Below are 21,721 nucleotides of genomic sequence, written 5' to 3' on the forward strand. Positions count from 1 at the left end.
AGTTATGGCGGAACAAGCTTCAGCGCAACAAGTGGTTCGCGAACATTTGGCGCAGTTGCATGAGCAGCCCAAGGTGCCCGCAGAAGAGCGGGCGGCCTTGCGTGAAAAAATTAAGCGCCTGTTGATTGAGAGAAATGCGGTGCTTGTTGCTCATTATTACACCGACCCTGAAATCCAGGCGCTGGCCGAAGAGACCGGTGGCTGTGTGTCTGACTCTTTAGAAATGGCGCGGTTTGGACGAGACCATGCGGCTGCGACGCTGGTGGTTGCCGGTGTTAAATTTATGGGTGAGACGGCAAAAATCTTGTCGCCGGAAAAGCGCGTGCTGATGCCAACTCTGGAGGCAACATGCTCCCTGGATATTGGTTGCCCTATCGACGAGTTTTCTGCTTTTTGCGATGAGCACCCTGACCGTACCGTGGTTGTGTACGCCAATACCTCGGCAGCGGTAAAAGCGCGCGCTGATTGGGTTGTTACCTCAAGTATTGCTTTAGATGTGGTTGACTACCTGGACAGTGAGGGTGAGAAAATTCTGTGGGCGCCCGACAAGCATCTCGGTGACTACGTTCGCCGCGAAACAGGAGCCGACGTGTTGTTGTGGGATGGCGCCTGTATTGTCCACGAGGAATTTAAAGCCCAGGGTATTCTCGATCTTAAAAAGGTGTACCCCGATGCAGCGGTGTTAGTGCACCCTGAATCACCCGCTAGCGTTGTTGCCTTGGCCGATATGGTTGGTTCCACCACCCAGATTATTAATGCGGCGCGCGACCTACCTAATAAGCAAATGATAGTAGCTACCGATCAGGGCATTTTTTATAAGCTGCAGCAGTTGGTGCCAGATAAGGAATTTATCATTGCGCCCACAGCGGGCAGTGGCGCGACTTGTCGGAGCTGTGCAAATTGCCCCTGGATGGCAATGAATGCACTTGATAATTTGGCGGCGGTACTTGAAAGCGGCTCAAATGAAGTGTTTGTTGACCCAGAGCTTGGCGTGCAGGCTATGAAACCGCTGACGCGCATGTTGGATTTCGCAGCGGGTAAGCGTCGATAGCATAACGTCATGTCCGAAAAAAAACGCCGCTGAAATAGCGGCGTTTTTGTATTTGTTTTGCAGTATTTAATAAAGGCGCCCTATAGTCGCTTCAGTTTTTCTTCCATATCAGCGATGTCTTTTAGTCGCTGGCGAATTCGGCTTTGCTCAATATGATTGTTGCCCGTGCGCTCATAGCCATAGCGCAATTGCTGTTTGGCGCGCTCAAACTGGCCGACAAGAATAAAGTACTCGGCGCGGGCGAGATGGACACCCAAAATATTGCCGGCTAAGCCGCGGACCTCTGCCAGTTGATACCATAGATTGGGATCGTCAGGTCGCTCCTGTGACTGCCTGCTGAGTAGAATGTCGGCTTCGTTGTAGCGGTTGGCCTCTTGAAATACCTGCGCTAACTCCATGGTATAAGGGTTGTTACCCGGTGTAATAGCCAGTTGATTACTCAGCATGGCAATCGCTTTGTCATACTCCTTTTTACCGATAAGAATATCGGCCTCCGCAATGCGGTAGGCGATTCGCTGGCCATCGTCCTCGAGCAAGGGGGCGAGTTCTTGTGCCGCCTCATCCCAGCGCTCGAGTTTGATCAGGGCGATGACTACCCCGTAGCGATGGGCCTCGCCGTTAACGCTATTCGTCCCAGACCAGTTTTTAAGTAGATCCTCGGCATTATTACTATGAAATAGCGTGGCGCGCATTTTCATCAGTTGATAATTGAGATTGTCGGTATATACCTTGCGCGGATACTGGCGGGCGCGGTTTTTACTGTCGGCGACACGGCTGTCAGTGAGGGGGTGGGTGAGCAGAAACTCCGGTGGCTTGGAGCGCGCGTACCGCAGATTTTTACCCATATTTTCGAACATCGCTGGCACCGCGTTGGGGTCCATACCCGACTTGGCCAAGGTTTCCATGCCGAGGCGATCCGCCTCTTGTTCGTTTTGCCGACTAAAGCGCAGCTGGCTGTCGAGGGCGGCGGCCTGCGTTGCGGTGATGGCAGCTATGCCGGCATCGGCACCGGCGGTGGCGGCGAGTACTACGCCGGCCAGTAGGCCCGCTAAAGTGGGAATAGTACTTTGCGCAGATTTGTCTAGCGAGCGAGTAAAGTGGCGTTGACTGATGTGAGCGATTTCGTGGGCGAGCACCCCGGCAAGCTGGGCCTCATTGTCGGTGTTCAGGAATAAACCGCTGTGAACACCGATTACGCCGCCGGGCACGGCAAAGGCGTTGATCGTCGGGTTATCTACCACGACAGTTTCGAGGCGCCGATCTTTGAGTTCGCTGTTAGACACCAGTTTGTATAGCAGTGACTCGATATAGTCCTGCATCAGGGGGTCATCAACGGTTTTTACGCGACTGCGGAACATTTTCAGCCACATCCTGCCCAAGTCGTGCTCTTGCTGGGCGGAATAGCGCGATGCGGTAACGTCTCCTAGGTCAGGTAGATTATCTGAGGAGTTGTAATCAGCTGTGCTAAAGCTTGCGCATAGCAACAGACCAATACCGAGTAGATGTTTAAACACTGTCAATCTTATATACCTTACATCGCGGAATCTGGGGCGCTTATTCATCATACAAGAGCGCGTAGCCTATGACCCTATTAATTACGAAAAGTGCTTGCTTGGGACTGCCATCGTCGCAGGCTATACTAGCCTTTTATTGTGTTATGCCACGGAATTATGACTGATATAAATGTCTTTTTGGACGCCATGGGCCTAGAGTGCCCGCTGCCCTTATTAAAAGCAAAGCAAGCGCTTAATCGCATGGCTAGCGGAGAAGTGCTGGAGGTTTTAGCAACGGATGCGGGTTCCGTGCGCGATTTTGACGTGTTTGCCAAGCAAAGTGGCAATACCTTATTACTAAGCGAGGATAACGACGGCACCTATCGCTATCTATTTGAAAAGAAGTAACACTGCCCGATTTACATCACTAATCTTATAGGAACCTCAGTCATGCTGGGTATTGTTCGTTCATGGTTTGATCGCCTGTTTGCAGAAGAAGAAACCGTGGTCTTACTGCTGTTAATTGTCGCTTGCCTACTGCTGATGCTGACGCTAGGTAATGTTCTCGTGCCTATTGTTGCCAGTATTGTGCTGGCATTTATGATGCAGGGAATTATTGCTCGTCTTAGCAGTATGGGCGTGTCCCACTGGCTTACCATCACCATTACCTATCTTGTTTTTGTGGGCGTTTTCTTTGGCGTGCTGGTGGTGTTATTGCCGTTGGTTTGGCAGCAGCTAACTAATTTATTCCAGGAATTACCCACCATGCTGCGTAAATTGCAGCAGTTACTATTGTTGCTTCCCCAGCGCTCAGAGATGTTCACCGAGCAACAAATTCGAGACTGGATGGCCCTTGCAAGCAAGGAACTCGGGTCGGTGGGGCAATACTTGCTAAGTTTTTCGATCGCGCAGCTACCCAATGTTGTCGGCTTGATGATTAACATCATACTTATCCCAATTCTGGTATTTTTCTTTCTGAAAGATAAAGCAACAATTCTTGCTTGGCTGTCGAGTTTTCTGCCGTATCGACGCCCTCTGTTGAACGCGGTTTGGGCCGAGATGAATGTTCAAGTTGCAAACTATGTGCGTGGCAAAGCAATCGAAATTGTCATTGTCGGGTCTGTTTCTTATATCGCATTTGTCGTAATTGGCTTGAATTACTCCGCCTTGCTGGCGCTCGCCGTGGGGCTTTCCGTTGTGATTCCCTATATCGGTGCGGCGGTGGTGACTTTACCGGTGTTGTTGGTCGGTTTCATTCAATGGGGTTGGGGCGGGGAGTTTTTGACCCTGTTTATTGTCTACAGCGTGATCCAAGCGCTAGACGGCAATGTATTAGTACCACTGCTATTTTCTGAGGCAGTGAATATGCATCCGGTCGCGATCATAGTCTCGGTGCTGGTATTTGGTGGAATTTGGGGTATGTGGGGTGTGTTTTTTGCGATCCCCTTGGCCACTTTGGTGAAGGCGATTTTATACGCTTGGCCGCGACCAAAGATTCCGGAGCCAGATGTTAGCGAGCTATCAGTGAGTGAGTAAGCGAGACAGGGCTTGGGCTGTGATTCGCGTAGGGCTTCGAAAGCGTAAACAAATTTAAGGACCGTTTGTGAAATATTTGAAATCTCTTGGTGTGTTGGTATTTGTTTTTCTGTTGGCGGCTTGCAGTGGATTGGGTTCCGACTGGCTGGCTGAAAAAAGTGATAGTAGCGCGGTTTTAAAACCGGCCAGCGATCAACGGGAATACCGCTACGCGGAGCTTGAGAACGGTCTAAAAGTGATGCTGATTTCCGACGCCGGTGCAGATAAGGCGGCGGCATCGCTAGACGTCAATGTGGGGAGTCGCCAAGACCCCAGAAATTATCAAGGTTTAGCCCACTTTTTAGAGCATATGTTGTTTTTGGGTACTGAAAAATACCCAGAAGCTGGCGCCTATCAGGCGTTTATCACTGCCCACGGCGGCAGTCACAATGCCTTTACTAGTTTTGAACACACCAATTATTTTTTTGATATCAGTGCCGATTCTTTAGCGCCAGCGCTGGATCAGTTTGCGCAATTTTTTGTGGCGCCCTTGTTCAATGCAGAGTACGTGCAGCGTGAAGTCAATGCGGTGAACTCCGAGTACCGGGCCCGGATCCGCGATGACGCTCGTCGAGAATTGTCGGTATTCAAAGCGCAAGTCAATCAAGCCCATCCCTTTGCAAAATTTTCTGTCGGCAATCTTGATACCTTGCAGAGTGCCAACGAGCTTGCATTGCGGGAACAGCTGTTAGAATTTTATCGCAAGAATTATTCCGCCAATATTATGACCTTGACGGTGATAGGCAGGGAGTCACTCGACGAGCTAGCGGCGATGGTGCTGCCAAAGTTTAGCGATGTTAAAAATCGCAGCCGACATCTTGCGCCGATTACAGAGCCACTTTTCACTGCGGGTGATTTGCCGCGCTGGGTGAATATTCAGCCGGTCCAAAATCGTCGCTCGGTATCGATTAATTTCCCGGTGCCGGACGCGGAAAAATACTGGCACAACAAGCCACTGAACTACATTGGTAATATTCTTGGTCACGAAGGCCGCGGTAGTTTGCTGTCCGTTCTAAAAGCGCGGGGCTGGGCTGACAGCTTAAGCGCAGGGCAGAGTTTTGATTATCAGGGTGGTGCGCTGTTTGGTGTCGATGTGGCCTTGACGGAGTCCGGGCAAAAGCATGTCGATGAGATTGTTGGTTTGGTATATCAAAGCATTGCCGAATTGCGTCTCAAGGGCGTGGAGGCTTGGCGTTTCGAGGAGCAAGCAGGGTTGGCGATGCAGGAGTTTATGTTTCGAGCACAGCCTGCGGCAATTAACGAAGTTGTGCAGTTGTCTATGGGTTTGCAGCGCTATCCAGCGCAAGAGTTATTGCGTGGCCCATATTTAATGGATGAATATCGCCCTGAGTTACTCGCCGAATTTTTGGCTGAAATGACGCCGGAAAATAGTTTTATTAGTCTGGTCGCTCCAAGCGTAAATGCTGATATTGAAATACCCCGCTATCAAGTTAATTACGGTGTGAGGGAGGTGACAGCAGATCAGTTGACTGCCCTGATACCCATGAGTACAGAGGGGTTAGATTTGCCCGCTAAGAACAATTTTATTGCTTCTGACTTTGCGCTCAAAAAAGGTGATGGTTCGGTAGGCCCTAAATTGCTCGCCGATGCGCCCTTGGAGTTGTGGTTAAACACCGACGATATTTTTGAGTTGCCAAAGGGCCGAGTGTACTTGCTGCTTGAATCCGAGGAGGTGGTCGCCGATGCTGATCGGCGTGCGAAAAGTGACCTGTGGCTGCGGATGGTAAAAGACCAGCTCAATGAACTTGCCTACCCCGCGCAATTGGCGGGCTTGGATTTTGATGTGTCGGTAGGCTGGCGCGGTATTCAAATTAGCGTGGGTGGCTTCAATCAAAAGCAGGGCGAGCTGCTGCGCGAATTGCTGACGGTATTGAAAAAGCCAGAATGGCAGCAAGATCGTTTTGAGCGCTTAAAAGCGCAGCGCCTGCGCCAGTTTGAGAATGCGGCGCGCCAATCACCGTATCAACAAGTTGTGGCTGAATTGCCGCGGATGTTGAATCTTGAAAACCCTGGATTAAAGGCCCATGAAGCCGCAACCAAAGCCGCGACGATAGCGGCAGTTGCTGATCATGCACAGGCAGTGATGGGGCAGTTGCATTTGCGGATGATGGTCGACGGCAACTTTAGTGAAGGCGACGCCAGGTCGTTGGCAGAGGTAGTGACCACGACGTTGCCGACGGCAACCGAAAGGCGTTCGCCATCGCAGTTTATAAGTCATCTTGCGGTGGGTACGGCCGTGCGGGAAATCGACGCGGAACACGATGATAGCGCCGTATTACTTTATGTTCAGAGCGCGGTAAAAGGTCTGCAGGCGAGGGTGGCAATGGGCCTGAGCGCGCAAATGTTGAGCGCAGATTTTTATCATCAACTGCGCACTCAAAAGCAGTTAGGTTATGTGGTGAGCGCCAGCGTTTATCCCCAGCGAGAAGTCGCTGGCATGATCTTTTTAGTGCAGTCGCCGGTAATGGATCCCGCTTCGGTGCAGGCTGAGATTAACGCCTATATTCAGCAGTGGTTGAAGACCGGGGTTGATGAAGCTAGTTTTGAAAAGCATAAGGCGGGATTGTTGCTGCGCCTTGCAGAGCAGCCTGAAAATTTATGGGATGCGGCTAGTCGTCACTGGCAGGATTTATTGGATGACTACCTGAAATTTAACAGCCGAGATTTATTGGTTCAGGCCTTAACTGATCTGAGCTATGCGGATTGGTTGGCGGTGACGCAGCGGGATCTGGGCGCGGGGCAGCGCGCACTTTTGGTCTATAACGCCGGTAAGTGGCCGCAATCGCAGCCAAAGGGCAAGCCTAGTGGTGAGCCTGCACGATTTAAAGAAGCGCTGCCGTTTTATCGCTTTGAGTGACGAGGTGTTGTTGTGACATTGGGCGTAAGCCATTGTTTTTGATAGATTCTATGATAATGTTTTAATAATTTATTCATATAATAAATAGTCTCATTTAGTTGATTTATGATTGAAAAACTGTGAGAATTTCCATCGCTCAAAGTCTGTAAACCAGACCTTAAGCGATGGAAATAACCCTGTATTCGGGTGTTCACAGGCTCAAAAGGCCTGTGCTTAACCCAACTGGGCCAGGTGATAACCGTCACTCACAGGCTGATTTTAAACACACGGAGCTGATCGCTCTCCGGTGAATCAGTTGTAAGCGGAACACATCCAAGCATCATGCTTGCTGGTCTGGACAGCCCACTGTATTGGTAAAGGACTGTGTATGTATCAAGACCAAGATTTGCGTGAAGATCTCGATCCCCAAGAAACCCAGGAATGGCTTGAAGCCCTTGATGGTGTACTTAAAAACGGTGGTCGCGCGCGTACTGCATTTTTAATGAAACGACTCGCCAAGCACGCGACACGTGCGGGTACTGAACTTCCTTCCGCAATTACCACCTCTTTTCGTAATACCATCGAACCCAATAATGAACGTCGCATGCCGGGCGACTTGTTTATGGAGCGCAAAATTCGCTCGATGATTCGCTGGAATGCCCTGGCAATGGTGATGCGTGCCAACGATAACAACGAGGGATTGGGCGGTCATATTTCGAGCTTTTCTTCGTCGGCAACCTTGTACGATGTGGGCTTTAACTACTTTTTCCGTGGCGGTGAAAAGGCCGATTTAATCTACTATCAGGGCCACAGCTCACCTGGCATGTACGCGCGCTCCTACCTAGAGGGCCGAATAGATGAGAAGCAGCTCGATGGCTTCCGGCGTGAAGTTGATGGCAATGGTTTATCTTCGTACCCACATCCTTGGCTAATGCCAGATTACTGGCAGTTCCCAACCGTGAGCATGGGCTTGGGACCGATTCAGGCGATTTATCAAGCCCACGTGATGAAGTACCAGCAGAGCCGTGGTTTGGTTGATCACGGCGATCGCAAGGTTTGGTGCTTTATGGGTGACGGCGAAAGTGACGAGCCAGAATCGTTGGGTTCTATCGCGCTGGCTGGCCGTGAAAGTTTGGATAATCTCATCTTTGTTGTGAACTGTAATTTGCAGCGGTTGGATGGGCCGGTGCGCGGTAACGGCAAAATTATTCAGGAACTGGAAGGGGTTTTCCGCGGCGCGGGTTGGAATGTCGTCAAAGTTATTTGGGGGCGTCACTGGGATAAATTATTAGAAAAAGATACGACTGGTTTATTGCGTCGCCGCATGAATGAAGTGGTAGACGGCGAGCTACAAAACTATAAGGCCAATGGCGGTGCCTATACCCGCAAGCATTTCTTTGGCAAATATCCCGAATTATTAGAGTTAGTTAAAGACCTGTCTGACGAAGATATTATGTATCTCAATCGCGGCGGTCATGACCCTTATAAGGTGTATGCAGCCTACGCGCAGGCGATGGAAACCAAAGGTCGCCCCACCGTTGTGTTGGCAATGACGGTGAAAGGCTACGGCTTGGGTGAGGGCGGGGAGGCGCAAAACGAGGCGCACTCAGTCAAAAAACTCGATTTGGACGAACTGAAAAAATTCCGCGACCGTTTTGGCGTGCCAATCAGCGATGAAGATTTGAAATCAGTACCTTATTATCGTCCTGCTGAAGACAGTCCTGAAATGGTCTATATGCGCAAGCGCCGCGAAAAACTCGGCGGATTCTTACCCGCGCGCCAAGCTGATTTTCAGGCGGTAACAACACCTGCGATAGACACCTTTAGCGCACAGCTAAAAGCCACGGGCAAACGTGAAATTTCGTCTACCATGGCCTTTGTGCGTATTTTATCCAGTCTTGTGAAAGACAAGGAAATTGGTTCTCGGATCGTCCCCATTGTGCCGGATGAAGCCCGTACCTTTGGTATGGAAGGTATGTTCCGCCAGCTCGGGATTTATTCCTCGCAGGGCCAGCGGTACACCCCGCACGACTCCGATCAGGTCATGTACTACAAAGAAGATAAGCAGGGCCAAATTTTAGAAGAAGGCATTACCGAGGCTGGCGCGTTTTCAGCGTGGTTGGCGGCGGCGACGTCGTATAGCAATCATCACTACCCGATGATTCCATTTTATATTTTTTATTCTATGTTCGGCTTTCAGCGGATTATGGATCTTGCTTGGGCTGCGGGTGATTCCCAGGCGCGGGGCTTCTTGATTGGCGCCACAGCGGGACGGACCACCTTGAACGGTGAAGGCCTGCAGCATCAGGACGGGCACAGTCATTTAATGGCGAACATGATTCCAAACTGTGTGTCTTACGACCCGACCTACTCCTATGAGCTGGCGGTGATTATTCAAGATGGCATGCGGCGCATGTATCAGGACAAGGAAAATGTCTTTTACTACGTCACCGTCATGAATGAAAACTACGGTCACCCGGATATGCCGGAAGGCTGCGAGGCGGGCATTGTAAAAGGCTTGTATTGCCTTACCGCGTCGACGGTTAAGAAGCCGAAACTCAAAGTGCAATTGATGGGTAGCGGTACTATTTTGCGGGAAGTTGAGGCTGCTGCGGCAATATTAAAAGCGGATTATAAGGTTGAGGCGGATATCTGGAGCGCAACCAGTATTAATCTGTTGCGTCGTGATGGTTTGGATTGTGAGCGCTGGAATATGCTGCACCCAGAGAGTGAGCCGCGTGTGCCTTATGTGACCGAACTGCTGCGAGGCAAGCAGGGACCGGTAGTTTGCGCAACAGATTATATTAAGTCCTATGGCGAGCAGTTGCGTCCGTATATAGAGGCGCGTTATGTCGTATTGGGTACTGACGGTTACGGCCGTTCAGATACCCGAGCCAAGCTTCGTCAACACTTTGAAGTGGATAGGCAATATATTGTGATTGCGGCGTTAAAGGCCTTGGCTGATGATGGCCAAATTGCTTTGAGCGAAGTGACCAAAGCCATCAAGGCCTTTGGTTTAGACGTGGATAAAATCAATCCGCTTTCTCGCTAATCGTTGATAAGGATTTTTTTGTGGCTAAAGAAACGGTAAAAATTCCTGATGTGGGTGGCGGAGATGTCGACGTCATCGAGGTATGTGTAAAAGTTGGCGATGTAGTCGCGAAAGAAGACTCGTTGATTGTATTGGAGTCGGATAAAGCGTCGATGGAAATTCCCTCGCCACTGGCCGGCAAGGTGCTAAGTATTAGTGTTAAAGATGGCAGCACCGTGCATGAAGGGGATGTCATTCTTGAGTTGGAAGTAGAGGGTAGTGCGGCTACCCAGGATACTGATGAACAAGATGCTAGCGAGCAAACTTCGGTAGAATCTAACTCTGCAAAAGCTGACAAGAATACAGACGCAGAAAAAGAGAAAGTGAAGGAGAGTCCCGCGCCTAAAGCTGCTAGTGCTGAAAAAACAGTGTCAACGGGCTTGCAGCGTGAGACTGTGAAAGTGCCGGATATTGGCGGTGGCGATGGTATCGAAGTAATCGAAGTTTGTGTCGCCGAAGGTGATGAAGTTAGTGAGGGTGACTCTTTAGTTGTGCTGGAGTCAGATAAAGCCTCGATGGAGATTCCCTCACCGTACAGCGGCACAATAATTTCCCTGGCAATTAAAGCTGGGGACAGCGCCAAGCAAGGTACAGCCATTGCAGAGATTGAGTATCAGGCATCGGCGGAGGAGGGAGCGGTGGAAGAAGAGCCTGCCCAAGCCGACGCTGAGCCTGAAAAGCCTGCTTCGCCAGTCGCAGCCTCTGCACCACCGTCAGCAGCAAAGCCAGCTGCACCGGTCTCACCCTCTGTGGTTAGTCACGCCGGTGTATACGCTGGCCCCGCAGTGCGCAAGCTTGCCCACGAGTTTGGTTTAGAGTTAGAACAGGTGCCGCCTAGCGGCCCGCGTGGACGTATTTTAAAAGAAGATTTGCAGCAATTTGTTAAAGATCTCGCCAATGGCAAAACCGCGGCGTCAGGGGCAGGTATTCCCGCTATCCCCGATGTTGATTTTAGTCAGTTCGGCGAGATTGATGTGCAGGCGCTGAGCAAGTTGCACAAGCTCACGGCGGCGAATATGCACCGGAGTTGGGTGAATCTTCCTCATGTTACCCAGTTTGATGACGTCGACATTAGTGAGCTAGAAGACTTCCGCGCCAGTGTTAAAAAAGAGGGTGAGCAGCGCGGTGTAAAACTGACGCCACTGCCGTTTTTGTTAAAGGCAGCGGCCTTGGCCCTGCGTACATACCCTAAGTTCAATGCCTCGCTAAGTGCAGACGGCGAAAGCATGATCTTTAAAAAATACGTCAATATTGGCATCGCGGTGGATACCCCGGCAGGCTTGGTTGTGCCGGTGATTCGCGATGTTGATAGAAAATCGCTGTGGGAATTGGCTGCAGAGTCTGCCGAGTTAGCGCAAAAGGCCAAGGATCGTAAACTGAAACCCGCAGATATGCAGGGCGGATGCTTTACTATTTCCAGTCTGGGTAGCATTGGCGGCACCGGTTTTACACCCATTATTAATGCGCCAGAAGTAGCGATTTTGGGTGTTTCAAAGCTAGCGGTAAAACCACAGTGGAATGGCAGTGAATTTGTCCCGCGCAAGATGCTGCCGGTGTCCCTATCTTACGATCATCGCGCCATAAATGGCGTCGATGCCGGACAGTTCTTCACTTACTTGGGTGAGTTGCTGGTGGATATACGGCGTTTGTTGTTGTAATTTCCCTCCTCTAAAACCACAGAGCGCCATTGTTTCGCGCCCTGTGTTGTTTTTCTCTGTCCTCGACAATTGCACCTCTATAACGAGAGTGTTTTGTTGATATCTCTCTCCCCTGCTTTGGGGATGCCCCGCTGAGTGGCTTCGGCTATATTTTCAACCGCGAATTAGAGCCGGCTGCTCCCGCTTAGGTGAATTGTAATATTCTTTTTAAGCTGCCAATGTGGCTTTGCTACCCTTGTTTAAAACTTTAAAAAGCTTGTGCTTCTCAGTTGGGAGTGATGATGAAAGCGTTGTGTGTAACTGTACTTTTTTGTTTCTTGGCGGGATGTGCGAGCCAGAGTGTTTATCTCGGCCTCAATGAAGGTGAGGGCTTTTATATACCGAGAACGAATTCGTGGGTGAAAAGTGATGATCCTAATTGCATTGATCCCCTCGATTCTGGAAACAACCTATGTATGATTAACGCTGTGTGTATTGAGGGAAACTGTTTTGATGGTGTTGGTACTAAAAGAGCACTTAATGAAGATTTAACCTATCGTGGACATTGGTACGAGGGAATTCCTAGGGGGCGGTACGAGGTTGTCTTTAATGGGATTAAGTATGAGGCAAACTACTGCGACGACGACTCGCCTGAAAGGCATTGCAAGTTGTACGAGTATGCAAAGACTGGAGGTGCGACAGACGGGTTTATTCGGTTTATAAATGGGTACTATGTTGGCGGGGTCAGGGGCAGCTGGGATGGGGCGCATTTTCCGGACGGGGGCCGGTATCGGCCTTATGAGGAAGGAGTTGACGCCATAGATCGCAAGTGGGTCAATGCGAAATTTGTATTCGATAATCAAGAATGGGAGCCGAATACGATTGTAGCCGGTATGCACAATAGGGTTGAAAGAATCGATAGGTTTACAAAAGAATTTATGATTTCGGTCTGCCGTTCTGACATCAAAGAAGACAGGAATCCTAAAAATTGTGTTGTTTTTTACTTAGACACTCGAATTGGATTTGGTGAGCCTGAGTATATGACCTACACAAAAGCGAACTCATTAATGACAGATATAATGAAGGCGAGGTTAGCTACCGATAGAGCCAGAGATAGAAGTAAATTTTCTTACAAATTTAGAAAGGCATTACGGAGTGTATTTCAGGCGACCAGTAATCTATCTACTTATGCAACGCCGGCGTTATCAGATGTTTCGAAGTCAATGCCGACTGTTGATCAAACATTCTCTAGTCATCAGAATGCCATTTCCACTATCGCTAGTAGTAAGCAAATTGACCGATCAAATAGCGGGTCATCAAACACTAGTGATGTACGGCCACAGCAACATCAGTTGGGCACTCGTCAGGGTGAGGCTGAGTCAACAAATCACGCAGCGATAGAGTCTAGTGACAGCGGTACAGTTACAACCGCATCGTCGGCTAATAATTCTACCCACATAGTGTGCGGCGGCCCATTTACTGTCCCAGCAATGAATCAGGTACTCGGGGTTGCCGAGCTTAATAGTGGGGCGGCGAGTGTTGATTATCAGTGCCCTGAAGGCGGAACCCCGGTGTTGGAGGGGAACTACAATTTACAGACAGGTTCTATTAATTGGCTGTTGGCGCCATCTAGTTATAAGAAAGAACAGCTTCGTGATGCGAAGGGTAGGCCTAGTGGCGCTCGCGTATCCTGGGATGCCTACCGTTACGAATGTCTCTGTAGCGCGGCAGGCCCGACTAAGTCTGGAGGTAATCAGCAATAGGTAAGTGCGGCTCTATTCTAAGCCATCAATTTAAGCCTGGTCCTGCAGGCTGGAGTTTTGAATGAATGATTTTTGATCTCCACCAACCATCTATTCGTTCCTAGATCGTTGCGCAGTCGCATTTTCAGTGCCTCCTCCCCTATATTGGGGAGGCCCTTTCTCTGATTAATCGTTAAATTACGCAATGAGCTCTAACGCCAAGCCCGCGGTGAGTAATTATGTCACCTTTGGGGATTTTCTTACGTCCATATTCTATCTTGCTGTGTGATTTTCCTTGAGTTGATTATCAGGCGAGCGCTTAACAAGTCTGCTTGAATATAAATCGACGTGTATTGAGATGGTATAAATAATGTCAGTAAAAGAACTATTAAAGAAATGCAGTATCATCCTCATTTTTTCTCTGCTTACAATTTCCTATGCTAGTGCGGAATCTGTATTGCGCGTTACTTGCAAGGATTCTGCTAGCGATGCCGCTGTTTTTATCAACGGTAAATCGTACGGCAAATGTCCTGCGGATATATTCTTAGACGCTGGTGAGATTTCGCTCCGAGTTGTTAAAGCGGTCGACGCTGAGCGTGAGCGAGTTTTCGAAACTACATTGACGCTAAGAGATAACAGGCCGGAAAAAGTTAATGTGGTACTGGCATCTCCACAGTTAAACCAAAATGCGGCAAAGGCGAGGGCTCAAGAAGCATTGCAGAAGGCCAAGGAGGGGGATATCGCTGCCATGCAGCAAGTGTCTGACTTCTATGAGAAAGGATTAGGCTTGGTTAAAAGTGCAGAGAACTCTGAATATTGGTCTCGTCAAGCGTTAGATAAACAAGATGAAAATGCAGCGAGAGCGATATTGACGCGTGCGGAGGCCGGCGATATTGACGCCATGGCTCAATTAACAACTCTTTATGAGCAAGGCCTGGGCGTAGAGAGAAGTGAGGCCGAAGCGCAATTTTGGCAACAAAAGCGTGAGCAGGCTATTACTGTAATAGAAAACCAAGAAACCAGTCGCGTATTCGCTTTGGCTAAAGAAGGTGATATTGCTGCTATGCGACAAATGGCAGAGTTTTACCGTGAGGGTAAAGGGATCGATAAAAGTAGTGAAAAAGCGGCTGAGTGGGAGGCTAAGGCGGCGCAGGGTAAGGTGCAGCAAGCTCGGGCTGAGGCCAATAAAAAAAGGAAACAAGAAGTTGAAGCGGAGCTTGTAGATTATCGATCAGGCAAGGCGTATATGAGCGGTTTTATAGCTGCTGGTAAAATGGTTGGTATGGATGCTAAGGGTGGAGATACCAGTGCTGCGTCCTCAATAGTGACATTTTCACCAACCGTACTTGTGGTAACGGCAGTGGGGCTGGCAACGGACCTTGTATCGGCACCGTTTAATGCCACAACGCATCGGCAATTACAAAATGAATTGAACGCTCGTGCAGCGGTATGGGATAAACCCAACTCTATGGTAGCCAAAGCCTACGCACAGCAGTAATTTTTATGCCTTATATCTACGTGAAAGCGCGATTGCTGATCGCGTTTTCCTTAGTGGCTCTGCTCAGCGCAGCCTGCTCGGTATCGCCGCAGATAGGCCAAGAGCAACCGTATGTCATTCTGTCCGCTGAGAATGGTATGCCGATTATTCAATTCGATCGCACTCTTTCTACCCTTTCTGTTGATCGCCAAAGCTTAGTAAAAGCCGCGGCCGCAGAAGACCTAAATGCAGAACAATGGCTGTTGGAAAATTTTGATAAGGCTGATTTGAAGGGCTTGTCAGAAGATACTGGATTTGAAAAATTAGCAGATATTGTTAGTGATAATGATCTAGATGCTAAAGATGTGTATTGGTCAGTATTAGCTCGATATATCTCCAAGGCTGACTTTGCATGTAAAGAACCACTGTATTATCAGTATTTTCAGGCACGCTATAATTTATATGAAAAAGAGGTAAGTTGCGAAACGGCAATCCCGTTCAATGTGTTATCGCGTTACACCGCGAATAATATTGTTTATGTTGACCCAAGGCGGCTGCGAGATATTCACGTCGTTTTCGCCAGCAAAGATGACAATATGATGTCCAAATTTGGTCATATTTCTCTTCGGCTGGTTATTTGCCCGCAGGAAAATAGTACTGATGCGGAGTGCGATGCTAATTTATATCAACACATAGTCTTGGGGTATATGGCCCATGTTGATGATATAAAAATTAATCGTTTAAAAGGTCTGTTCGGCGATTATAAAGCCTACCTCTATGCCAATAGCTTTATGGATGTCTATCAAAAATACACCATTAGCGAGTTCCGCAATATTTCTTCCATGCCTTTAAATTTAAGCCAGCAAGAGCGGGAGGCTATGCTTAGATCCTTGGCTGAAATTCATTGGGGGTTCGCTGGAGATTATAAGTTCACTCATCGCAATTGTTCTAGCTTAATGCAATTGGCACTGTCCGCAATGTGGCCAAATTTTTCCGATGAATTGTCACTGCAGACTCTTTACTGGCGGCCAGATTCGTTTTTCCAGGCGCTGCAAACAACGGCTATAGCTACTTCTTCAGCACTTACCGATTTAGAGCTGGCGGAAGAGGGCGGTTTCTATTTTGCCAGTACGGAAGCTATTTATAACAAGGCCTTCGACGTTGTAAATGAAGCTATGAAAAATCATAGATACTCGTCTCTTAGTGATTATTTATCGACTAATCCTATTTTGCGGGATAACGCTGTTCAAGAAAATACAAGCTATATAGCTAGACTGCAAAGTGATGCGTATCTACTCGAAGCGCAGCTGTTGCTCGAAGAACTTAGCCTGGTTAAATTCGAGTCAATAATGAATGCCGAGATGGGGTATTTTTTTAGCAAGTATGGTGTGGCGGAGATTGAAGCGCATATGCATCAGAGTATGAGTTCCGAGACTTATGTGGCATTTTCAGAATGTGTACTTGGTCCCCTGCGAGAAAGAATTAGGCCTATCAAACGCCGCGATGGCATTCCGGATTCGTTTGAGCTCGCAAGCGAATCGACACGTAAATCTTGTCAGGCCGAAGATAAGGCGAAGTTGTTGAAGCAGGTCAACCTTTATTTGGAGTCATTAGATCCAGAGGCGTGGGCGGATGTGAAGACGGCTGTATATTATTGGGCGGAGATTATAAATAATATTAATAGTTACAAAGAATTAGGAAATAAATAGGCTATGTTTCGAAAGTATATTGTTTTGGCGGTACTATTTTTTTCTCCGCCTACTTTAGCTGCTGATGCAGAAAGTCGAATGAGGTTGTTACAGCAGCTTGATATGTTAGATGAGCTTGAGTTTCAAGAGCAGGTAGATGAGGCCAGGGAGTGTATAGCAGCTCGTAGCTTTAGGTGTGCTGAACGTAGTATTCACGCAGCGGACGACTTGTCAGTAAATAAAGAGCAGGAGACGGAGGTATCTTTATTAAGGCAGAGTTTGAGCAATGAGCGCATTGTATTGCGCCGTGAAGAGCAAGAAGAAAGGCAGAGACGTCTTGCGAGAATAGAGCGAGAGGAGCAGCGTGAACGGGATGAAGAGCGACGAAAGAAAGAGAAGTGGCAAGAAATAGCACGTTTGCAGCAGGAAAGACTTAATCAGCCATCAACAAGTAAGGCAGCTATGTTCATTCAAGCATTGGATCGCGTTAATGCGAGTGTACCTAGTATTGAGGAAACGTCCGCAAATCTTCAGCAGCAAATTAATAGAACAAACCGCGAATACGCGCAGGCGAAAAGGATCCGGGAAGCCGAAGAGAGGGCTTATCAAGCGGAGCAGAGCCAAGCGCAAGCACGTATAGAGCAGCAGCGACGAGATCGAGCGCGACAAGAGCAGGCACGTATAGAGCAACAGCGAATCGACCGCGCTCGACAGCAGCAGGCGCAAGAGCGAGAGGCAGATTTTGCAAGACAAGCTGCGCTGGCAAAGCAGCGAAAGCAAGAGCAAGAAAAACAACCGGAAAAATATCAGCTTGTTGTCGAGTCGCTCGCATTTTGCTGGGAGCACGACACCAAAAAAGACCATTGGCGCTGCCGTGGGCCCGGTCACAACAAAAGCTTGGCTAATGACGCGACATCCCTTTTCGAGCCTGGCCTACTGCAACAAGCGCGTTATGCAGGCTGCTCTAATGCCAGTGACAATTATAAACAAGCGTGGAAATATGACGACAAATCGGGTTACGTGATGCATTGCCAGAAGGCTTTGGCAGAAAGCGATGCGGATGTTGCTAAGGATTACGGTATGCCCGGGTATATAAGGGTGAAGCGTAAAATTTATAAGTGTAACTACCCCGTCCAAAATGGCTGTGCGGTATATATGCAAGGTGCTGGTGACGTTGCTAATCGGCGGATTGTTCAATGATGCCCAGGCCGTTGGGATGTTCGCTGCCACTAAGATACAGCGCCGCCATTGTTAATTGGAATTCCAATTCGTCATGGTCGAGTTGCTAACATTTGAATAGCGCCTCATATATCGATATTTTTTTGGCAAAAAGCAGCTGCGCTAAGGTTTACGCCTTCGTTCTATATTAGTACCCTTTACTGAACCTCACGTCAGATGCACCTAACTAACAGTCAGCAGGTTTTGCTGTGATTCTGGCTATAAGGTCGTTTCCGCCATGAAAATACTTTTTTGCTGTTCGTTTTTGAGATTCAACCTTCAGGGTTTCGATGTAGTCGTTCAACAGTAAATTTAGTTTTTGGGTATGGGCGATTTAGATCGGTAAAAACATATATAGATGGCGTGTTAATTACTTTATGGCGCTAGTACAAAAGACTTAACGGGAAGGACTATGAAAAATCGGATTTTCACCCTAATGATGGCCGCGGTACTTGCTGCATGCGCAACTACTGGTGACGAAACGATTTCGTCCTCCACCAAAAAATCTCCCTATCCGCCAGCGGCGGCACTATCTCCAGTGCAAGACGGCGAGGCTCTTTTACAGCGAAACGACGACGTCTTTACTCTCTATCTTTTTGTGGATTATCTTCACGCTGGCGGTGATATGGGTGTTGCTCTGAATGGTTTCCCCAGTACTTTGGCATTGCAATTGAATAACGTCATGGTGGGAAATTTTCTGACGGGGCAGGCAATCAAACTTGAGTTGTTGCCGAATCAAGATTACTCCTTTGCTGTAAAAAACACATTTTTTGGTAAGGACAGCGGAAAGACAGAGCTGCCACTTAAAACCGGCGGTGCGGGTGAGTGGGCGGCGTGGACTAGTACGGATCCCCTTTTTGTTGGTAATGAGCCGAAGCTGGAGGCCTTGTCTTGGGATGAGGTTCGGGACAAGGCAAAGAAAGAATACACATTTGTAGAGCCTTATATCGCCAGGGCAGCATTGGCCCTGAAGCCCTCGTCTATTCCAGCTCGTTTGAAAGACTGTAGTCAAACCGATGACGCGGCTTTGTGCCAGAGTGGGTTGATATCGGAAATGCCGGCGTCGCTGCGTAGTGGCGATGTGAGTGAGATTGTAGCGGCTATTCTGGATGATGGTGCAACGCCTTTGGTCGCTGCGGCGTCAGGTGGTTTGCCGGCAGCTAAATCGCTCACTACTGCCCCCTTGCCGGCCGCTCCTGCCACAACGGGAATCAACTATGAAGACCCATTATTCCAGCCTCTTAGTGGCATTGATCTGTCGCAGTACAAGAGCGCTGGTGACGGTTTATTGTTGATAGGTAGGAAGGGTGAGTACGAGCTATTACTCACTGAGCCGGGAGCACGTTATGAGGTATATAGAGATACGGCCGGCGCACCGGGGCCGAAGGGGCGGAAATTTTATTCCGGTTACTTGCTGCGGTGGAAAAAGAATCAGGGCGAGCCGATGCCTTATATTGGGCGTCTGACCATGTATGGCAAGGATGGCAGCCGCGCCGTCTATACAGGGGCCTTTTCTGCGCTTTATTACGAAGAGCACTGGCTCAGTCAGACTTTAGCCAATGCTAGGCTCTTTAAACAGGGAATTGAGGAACGCTATGACTCGGCTAAGGTTTTGACTCGGAAACGCTACCTTATCAACCGCTACCACACTTACTACAACAAATATGACGAATATCGTGATTATCTGGCAAGTACAGAGTTGACTGATCGGAAAATTTTATTGACATCAGCTGAGGGCAAAAAAAGGGCTATCTACACCGAGGTAAGCGGTCTACCGGGCTTTGAGTTTGTACTGCCGGCCCCAGAGCAATTGACTAGTTTGGCGTCATGGAAAACGGATCGCGGCTTGTTTACCCGCGAATACTCCCTGTTCGATCTGTTTAAGAGTCGAGGAATCAATGCCGATCGCCTGTTGTTGAGGCCCTTCGAGCCGACGCAAACGAAGTCAAACGTATATGAAACAACGGGCCCACGTCATGCCTGGATCAACAAAGGGCAATCGGCCTTTGTATACAGTGCCATGACGGGAAAGACCTATTTGCAAGCGTATCAGAAGGCGCCAGCCTTGACCTTGCCGGAGCTGAAAGAGATTGTTATTAATGGGCAGCTGAGCGTCAACCAGCAATGCCTAGGTAAAACCCAGGGGATGGTGGTGTTGTCTGGGCAGTGCGACCCAAATACGCCGCAGTTTCCACTAACGGTAATGACCCAATTATCGGCGACGCAGTACGTCATTAATGTGTGGTCAGATATTGACCGTCGCAGTGTCTACCTTTTAACCGGAGGGCAGTTCCCTAAGGAGGAGTTCTATCGCTGGTCTGTCGATGCCTTTATGATTGAGCAAGCGGTTGAGTCTGAGGTAACACTGACCGCATTGGCCACGGGTAAAGACTCGTTCTCGGACAAATTGGTCCAGTTTGCGAGCCAAGGGAGAGATCAGCAGAGCTGCAGCAAGATGGTCGCGGCGGTTACTGATGCTGAAAAGGCACTGTCCTTTGATCCAGATATTGAAAGGCGACTTTCGAAATACGAATACGTATTAGACGATTTCTGGGGTGACATGGGCGCCGCCATCAATCGCATCAGTGTAAAGCACACACCAGTGACCGATTTTAAGGAGTATGTCTGGGACGACCTAGTTGGCATGGAAAAGGATGTTGCTCAGCGTTTGGACACCCTCAACCGCTATAAAGACGTAAATAACAGTGCCTGTCAGCCAGACTCTGAGAGTATGGGGCAGCTCGTAACCGCGCTCAGTGACTTTAAGCAGGACCTCTCGGATTTACTGGATCAGCTTGATCGCAGCTACTACAAACAGGCGTCAGATCTTAGCAACGATATATATTACTGGTCTAATCGCCTGGAGGAGGCCAAACGCAATGCCGCATTGGCACAATTCCTCGGTAAGCTTCAGTCCTCTTTAAACGCGGATCGGGTGGCAAAAAAGGCGCAGCGCGAATCTATGGACCGCAGCATTGCGGCGGCGAGGAAGTCAGTTGATGATCAAATCGCTGATGTTAAAGCGCGCAATGCAGTCTATTTAGCGAGCCAACATTCGGTGGTAAAACAGCCCGCAAATACCATCATTGTCCCAGTTGCTATGCCGTCTAAGTCATTAGATACAACTGGCGGTGGGAGCGTTTATATAAATGGTAAGGTGTCCAATCGCCTCAGTACAAAGGATGCGATCGCGCAGGCGCAAGCTAAAACTAAACGGCTTGAGGATGAGCGGCAAGCTAATGTGATGGGAGCAGGTTCTAGCTCCGTGGCAGCTGCCGCCGCGTCAGTCGTCAACACTACGAAGGGAGGTGGTGATGGTGGCGCTGCTGTTTGTGTTGCGACGGGACGCAATGGGAACAATATTAACACTGACCTCGCATATGTTTACACTTTTGATCGCAATATTACGCCGTTGAAGGCGGACGGGCTGGCTCGACAGCTTCATGCTGCTGAGCACAATACGACGCCATCGTGCGAACGCAATGATGCAAATCAGATTGGTGCGCTGGTGGTAGTGGTATGGCAGGGTAAGGATTACAGCGGGGCAACGAAGCGAACCTACGGCATGGGTTTTGGTCAGTCGATTGGAGCGGCGGAATTGGATGCGGTGAAAAACTTGGCCAATCGCAACTGGAGCTGGAGTAGTTCAATGGGCTACAAGGTGGAGTTTGCTAAGCAGTATTGAGAATTGTATGAGGGCTACGCTATTTCTCTACGCTTTTTCTAGGCTGAAACTGACATTGAGATAGTTGTTTTAATAGCGTTGCTTTGTAGAAGTTCAGATCTGATCTGACACATCTTCTTGAAAAAGAGAGAGTTACCCGTTTTGATAAAGGTGTCGAATCTTAAATCAAAACAAAAAGGTAACTCTCATGCTTCATACTAACAATCC

Annotated in this window: 12 protein-coding genes; 11 read left to right on the top strand and 1 reads right to left on the bottom strand. The window is 48.9% G+C overall.

From position 1 onward, the window contains the following. Positions 1–4 precede the first annotated feature (4 nt). A complete protein-coding gene (gene nadA / locus KXJ70_RS16780; protein WP_219044696.1) occupies positions 5–1,051 on the top strand; it encodes a quinolinate synthase NadA in 1,047 nt (348 codons plus the stop codon). Between the two features lie 80 nt (positions 1,052–1,131). On the opposite strand, the gene KXJ70_RS16785 is transcribed toward nadA, so the two are convergent. Continuing rightward, positions 1,132–2,565 carry a M48 family metalloprotease gene (locus tag KXJ70_RS16785; protein WP_369409805.1) on the bottom strand — a complete coding sequence of 478 codons (1,434 nt, stop codon included), beginning with the start codon at positions 2,563–2,565 and terminating at the stop codon, positions 1,132–1,134. 156 nt (positions 2,566–2,721) lie between these two features. On the opposite strand from KXJ70_RS16785, the gene KXJ70_RS16790 reads away from it, so the two are divergent. The 10 genes from KXJ70_RS16790 to KXJ70_RS16835 all read left to right on the top strand — a co-directional run bounded on the left by KXJ70_RS16790 (position 2,722) and on the right by KXJ70_RS16835 (position 21,514). Continuing rightward, positions 2,722–2,952 carry a sulfurtransferase TusA family protein gene (locus KXJ70_RS16790; protein WP_219044698.1) on the top strand — a complete coding sequence of 77 codons (231 nt, stop codon included), beginning with the start codon at positions 2,722–2,724 and terminating at the stop codon, positions 2,950–2,952. 42 nt (positions 2,953–2,994) lie between these two features. Continuing rightward, a complete protein-coding gene (locus KXJ70_RS16795) occupies positions 2,995–4,080 on the top strand; it encodes an AI-2E family transporter (protein WP_219044699.1) in 1,086 nt (361 codons plus the stop codon). A 67-nt stretch (positions 4,081–4,147) separates the two neighbouring features. Then, complete coding sequence (locus tag KXJ70_RS16800) at positions 4,148–6,997, top strand: insulinase family protein (protein ID WP_219044700.1); 2,850 nt, start codon at positions 4,148–4,150, stop codon at positions 6,995–6,997. A 385-nt stretch (positions 6,998–7,382) separates the two neighbouring features. Beyond that, positions 7,383–10,028: a pyruvate dehydrogenase (acetyl-transferring), homodimeric type gene (aceE, locus tag KXJ70_RS16805; RefSeq protein WP_219044714.1), complete on the top strand. Its 2,646-nt coding sequence runs from the start codon at positions 7,383–7,385 to the stop codon at positions 10,026–10,028. Positions 10,029–10,048: 20 nt separating this feature from the next. Next, entirely contained in the window at positions 10,049–11,725 is a 1,677-nt protein-coding gene (gene aceF, locus KXJ70_RS16810; protein ID WP_219044701.1) for a dihydrolipoyllysine-residue acetyltransferase, read from the top strand. Between the two features lie 278 nt (positions 11,726–12,003). Beyond that, complete coding sequence (locus tag KXJ70_RS16815) at positions 12,004–13,467, top strand: hypothetical protein (RefSeq protein ID WP_219044702.1); 1,464 nt, start codon at positions 12,004–12,006, stop codon at positions 13,465–13,467. A gap of 349 nt (positions 13,468–13,816) precedes the next feature. Next, on the top strand, positions 13,817–14,944 hold the full coding sequence (locus KXJ70_RS16820) for a hypothetical protein (protein WP_219044703.1): 1,128 nt from the start codon (positions 13,817–13,819) through the stop codon (positions 14,942–14,944). Between the two features lie 5 nt (positions 14,945–14,949). After that, positions 14,950–16,632, top strand: a complete 1,683-nt coding sequence (locus tag KXJ70_RS16825) for a lipoprotein N-acyltransferase Lnb domain-containing protein (protein ID WP_219044704.1) — start codon at positions 14,950–14,952, stop codon at positions 16,630–16,632. A 3-nt stretch (positions 16,633–16,635) separates the two neighbouring features. Then, positions 16,636–17,811 carry a coiled-coil domain-containing protein gene (locus KXJ70_RS16830; RefSeq protein WP_219044705.1) on the top strand — a complete coding sequence of 392 codons (1,176 nt, stop codon included), beginning with the start codon at positions 16,636–16,638 and terminating at the stop codon, positions 17,809–17,811. Positions 17,812–18,241: 430 nt separating this feature from the next. Beyond that, entirely contained in the window at positions 18,242–21,514 is a 3,273-nt protein-coding gene (locus KXJ70_RS16835; RefSeq protein WP_219044706.1) for a hypothetical protein, read from the top strand. Positions 21,515–21,721 lie beyond the last annotated feature (207 nt).

Origin of the sequence: Zhongshania aquimaris (assembly GCF_019312595.1) — a bacterium.
Lineage (GTDB): Bacteria > Pseudomonadota > Gammaproteobacteria > Pseudomonadales > Spongiibacteraceae > Spongiibacter > Spongiibacter aquimaris.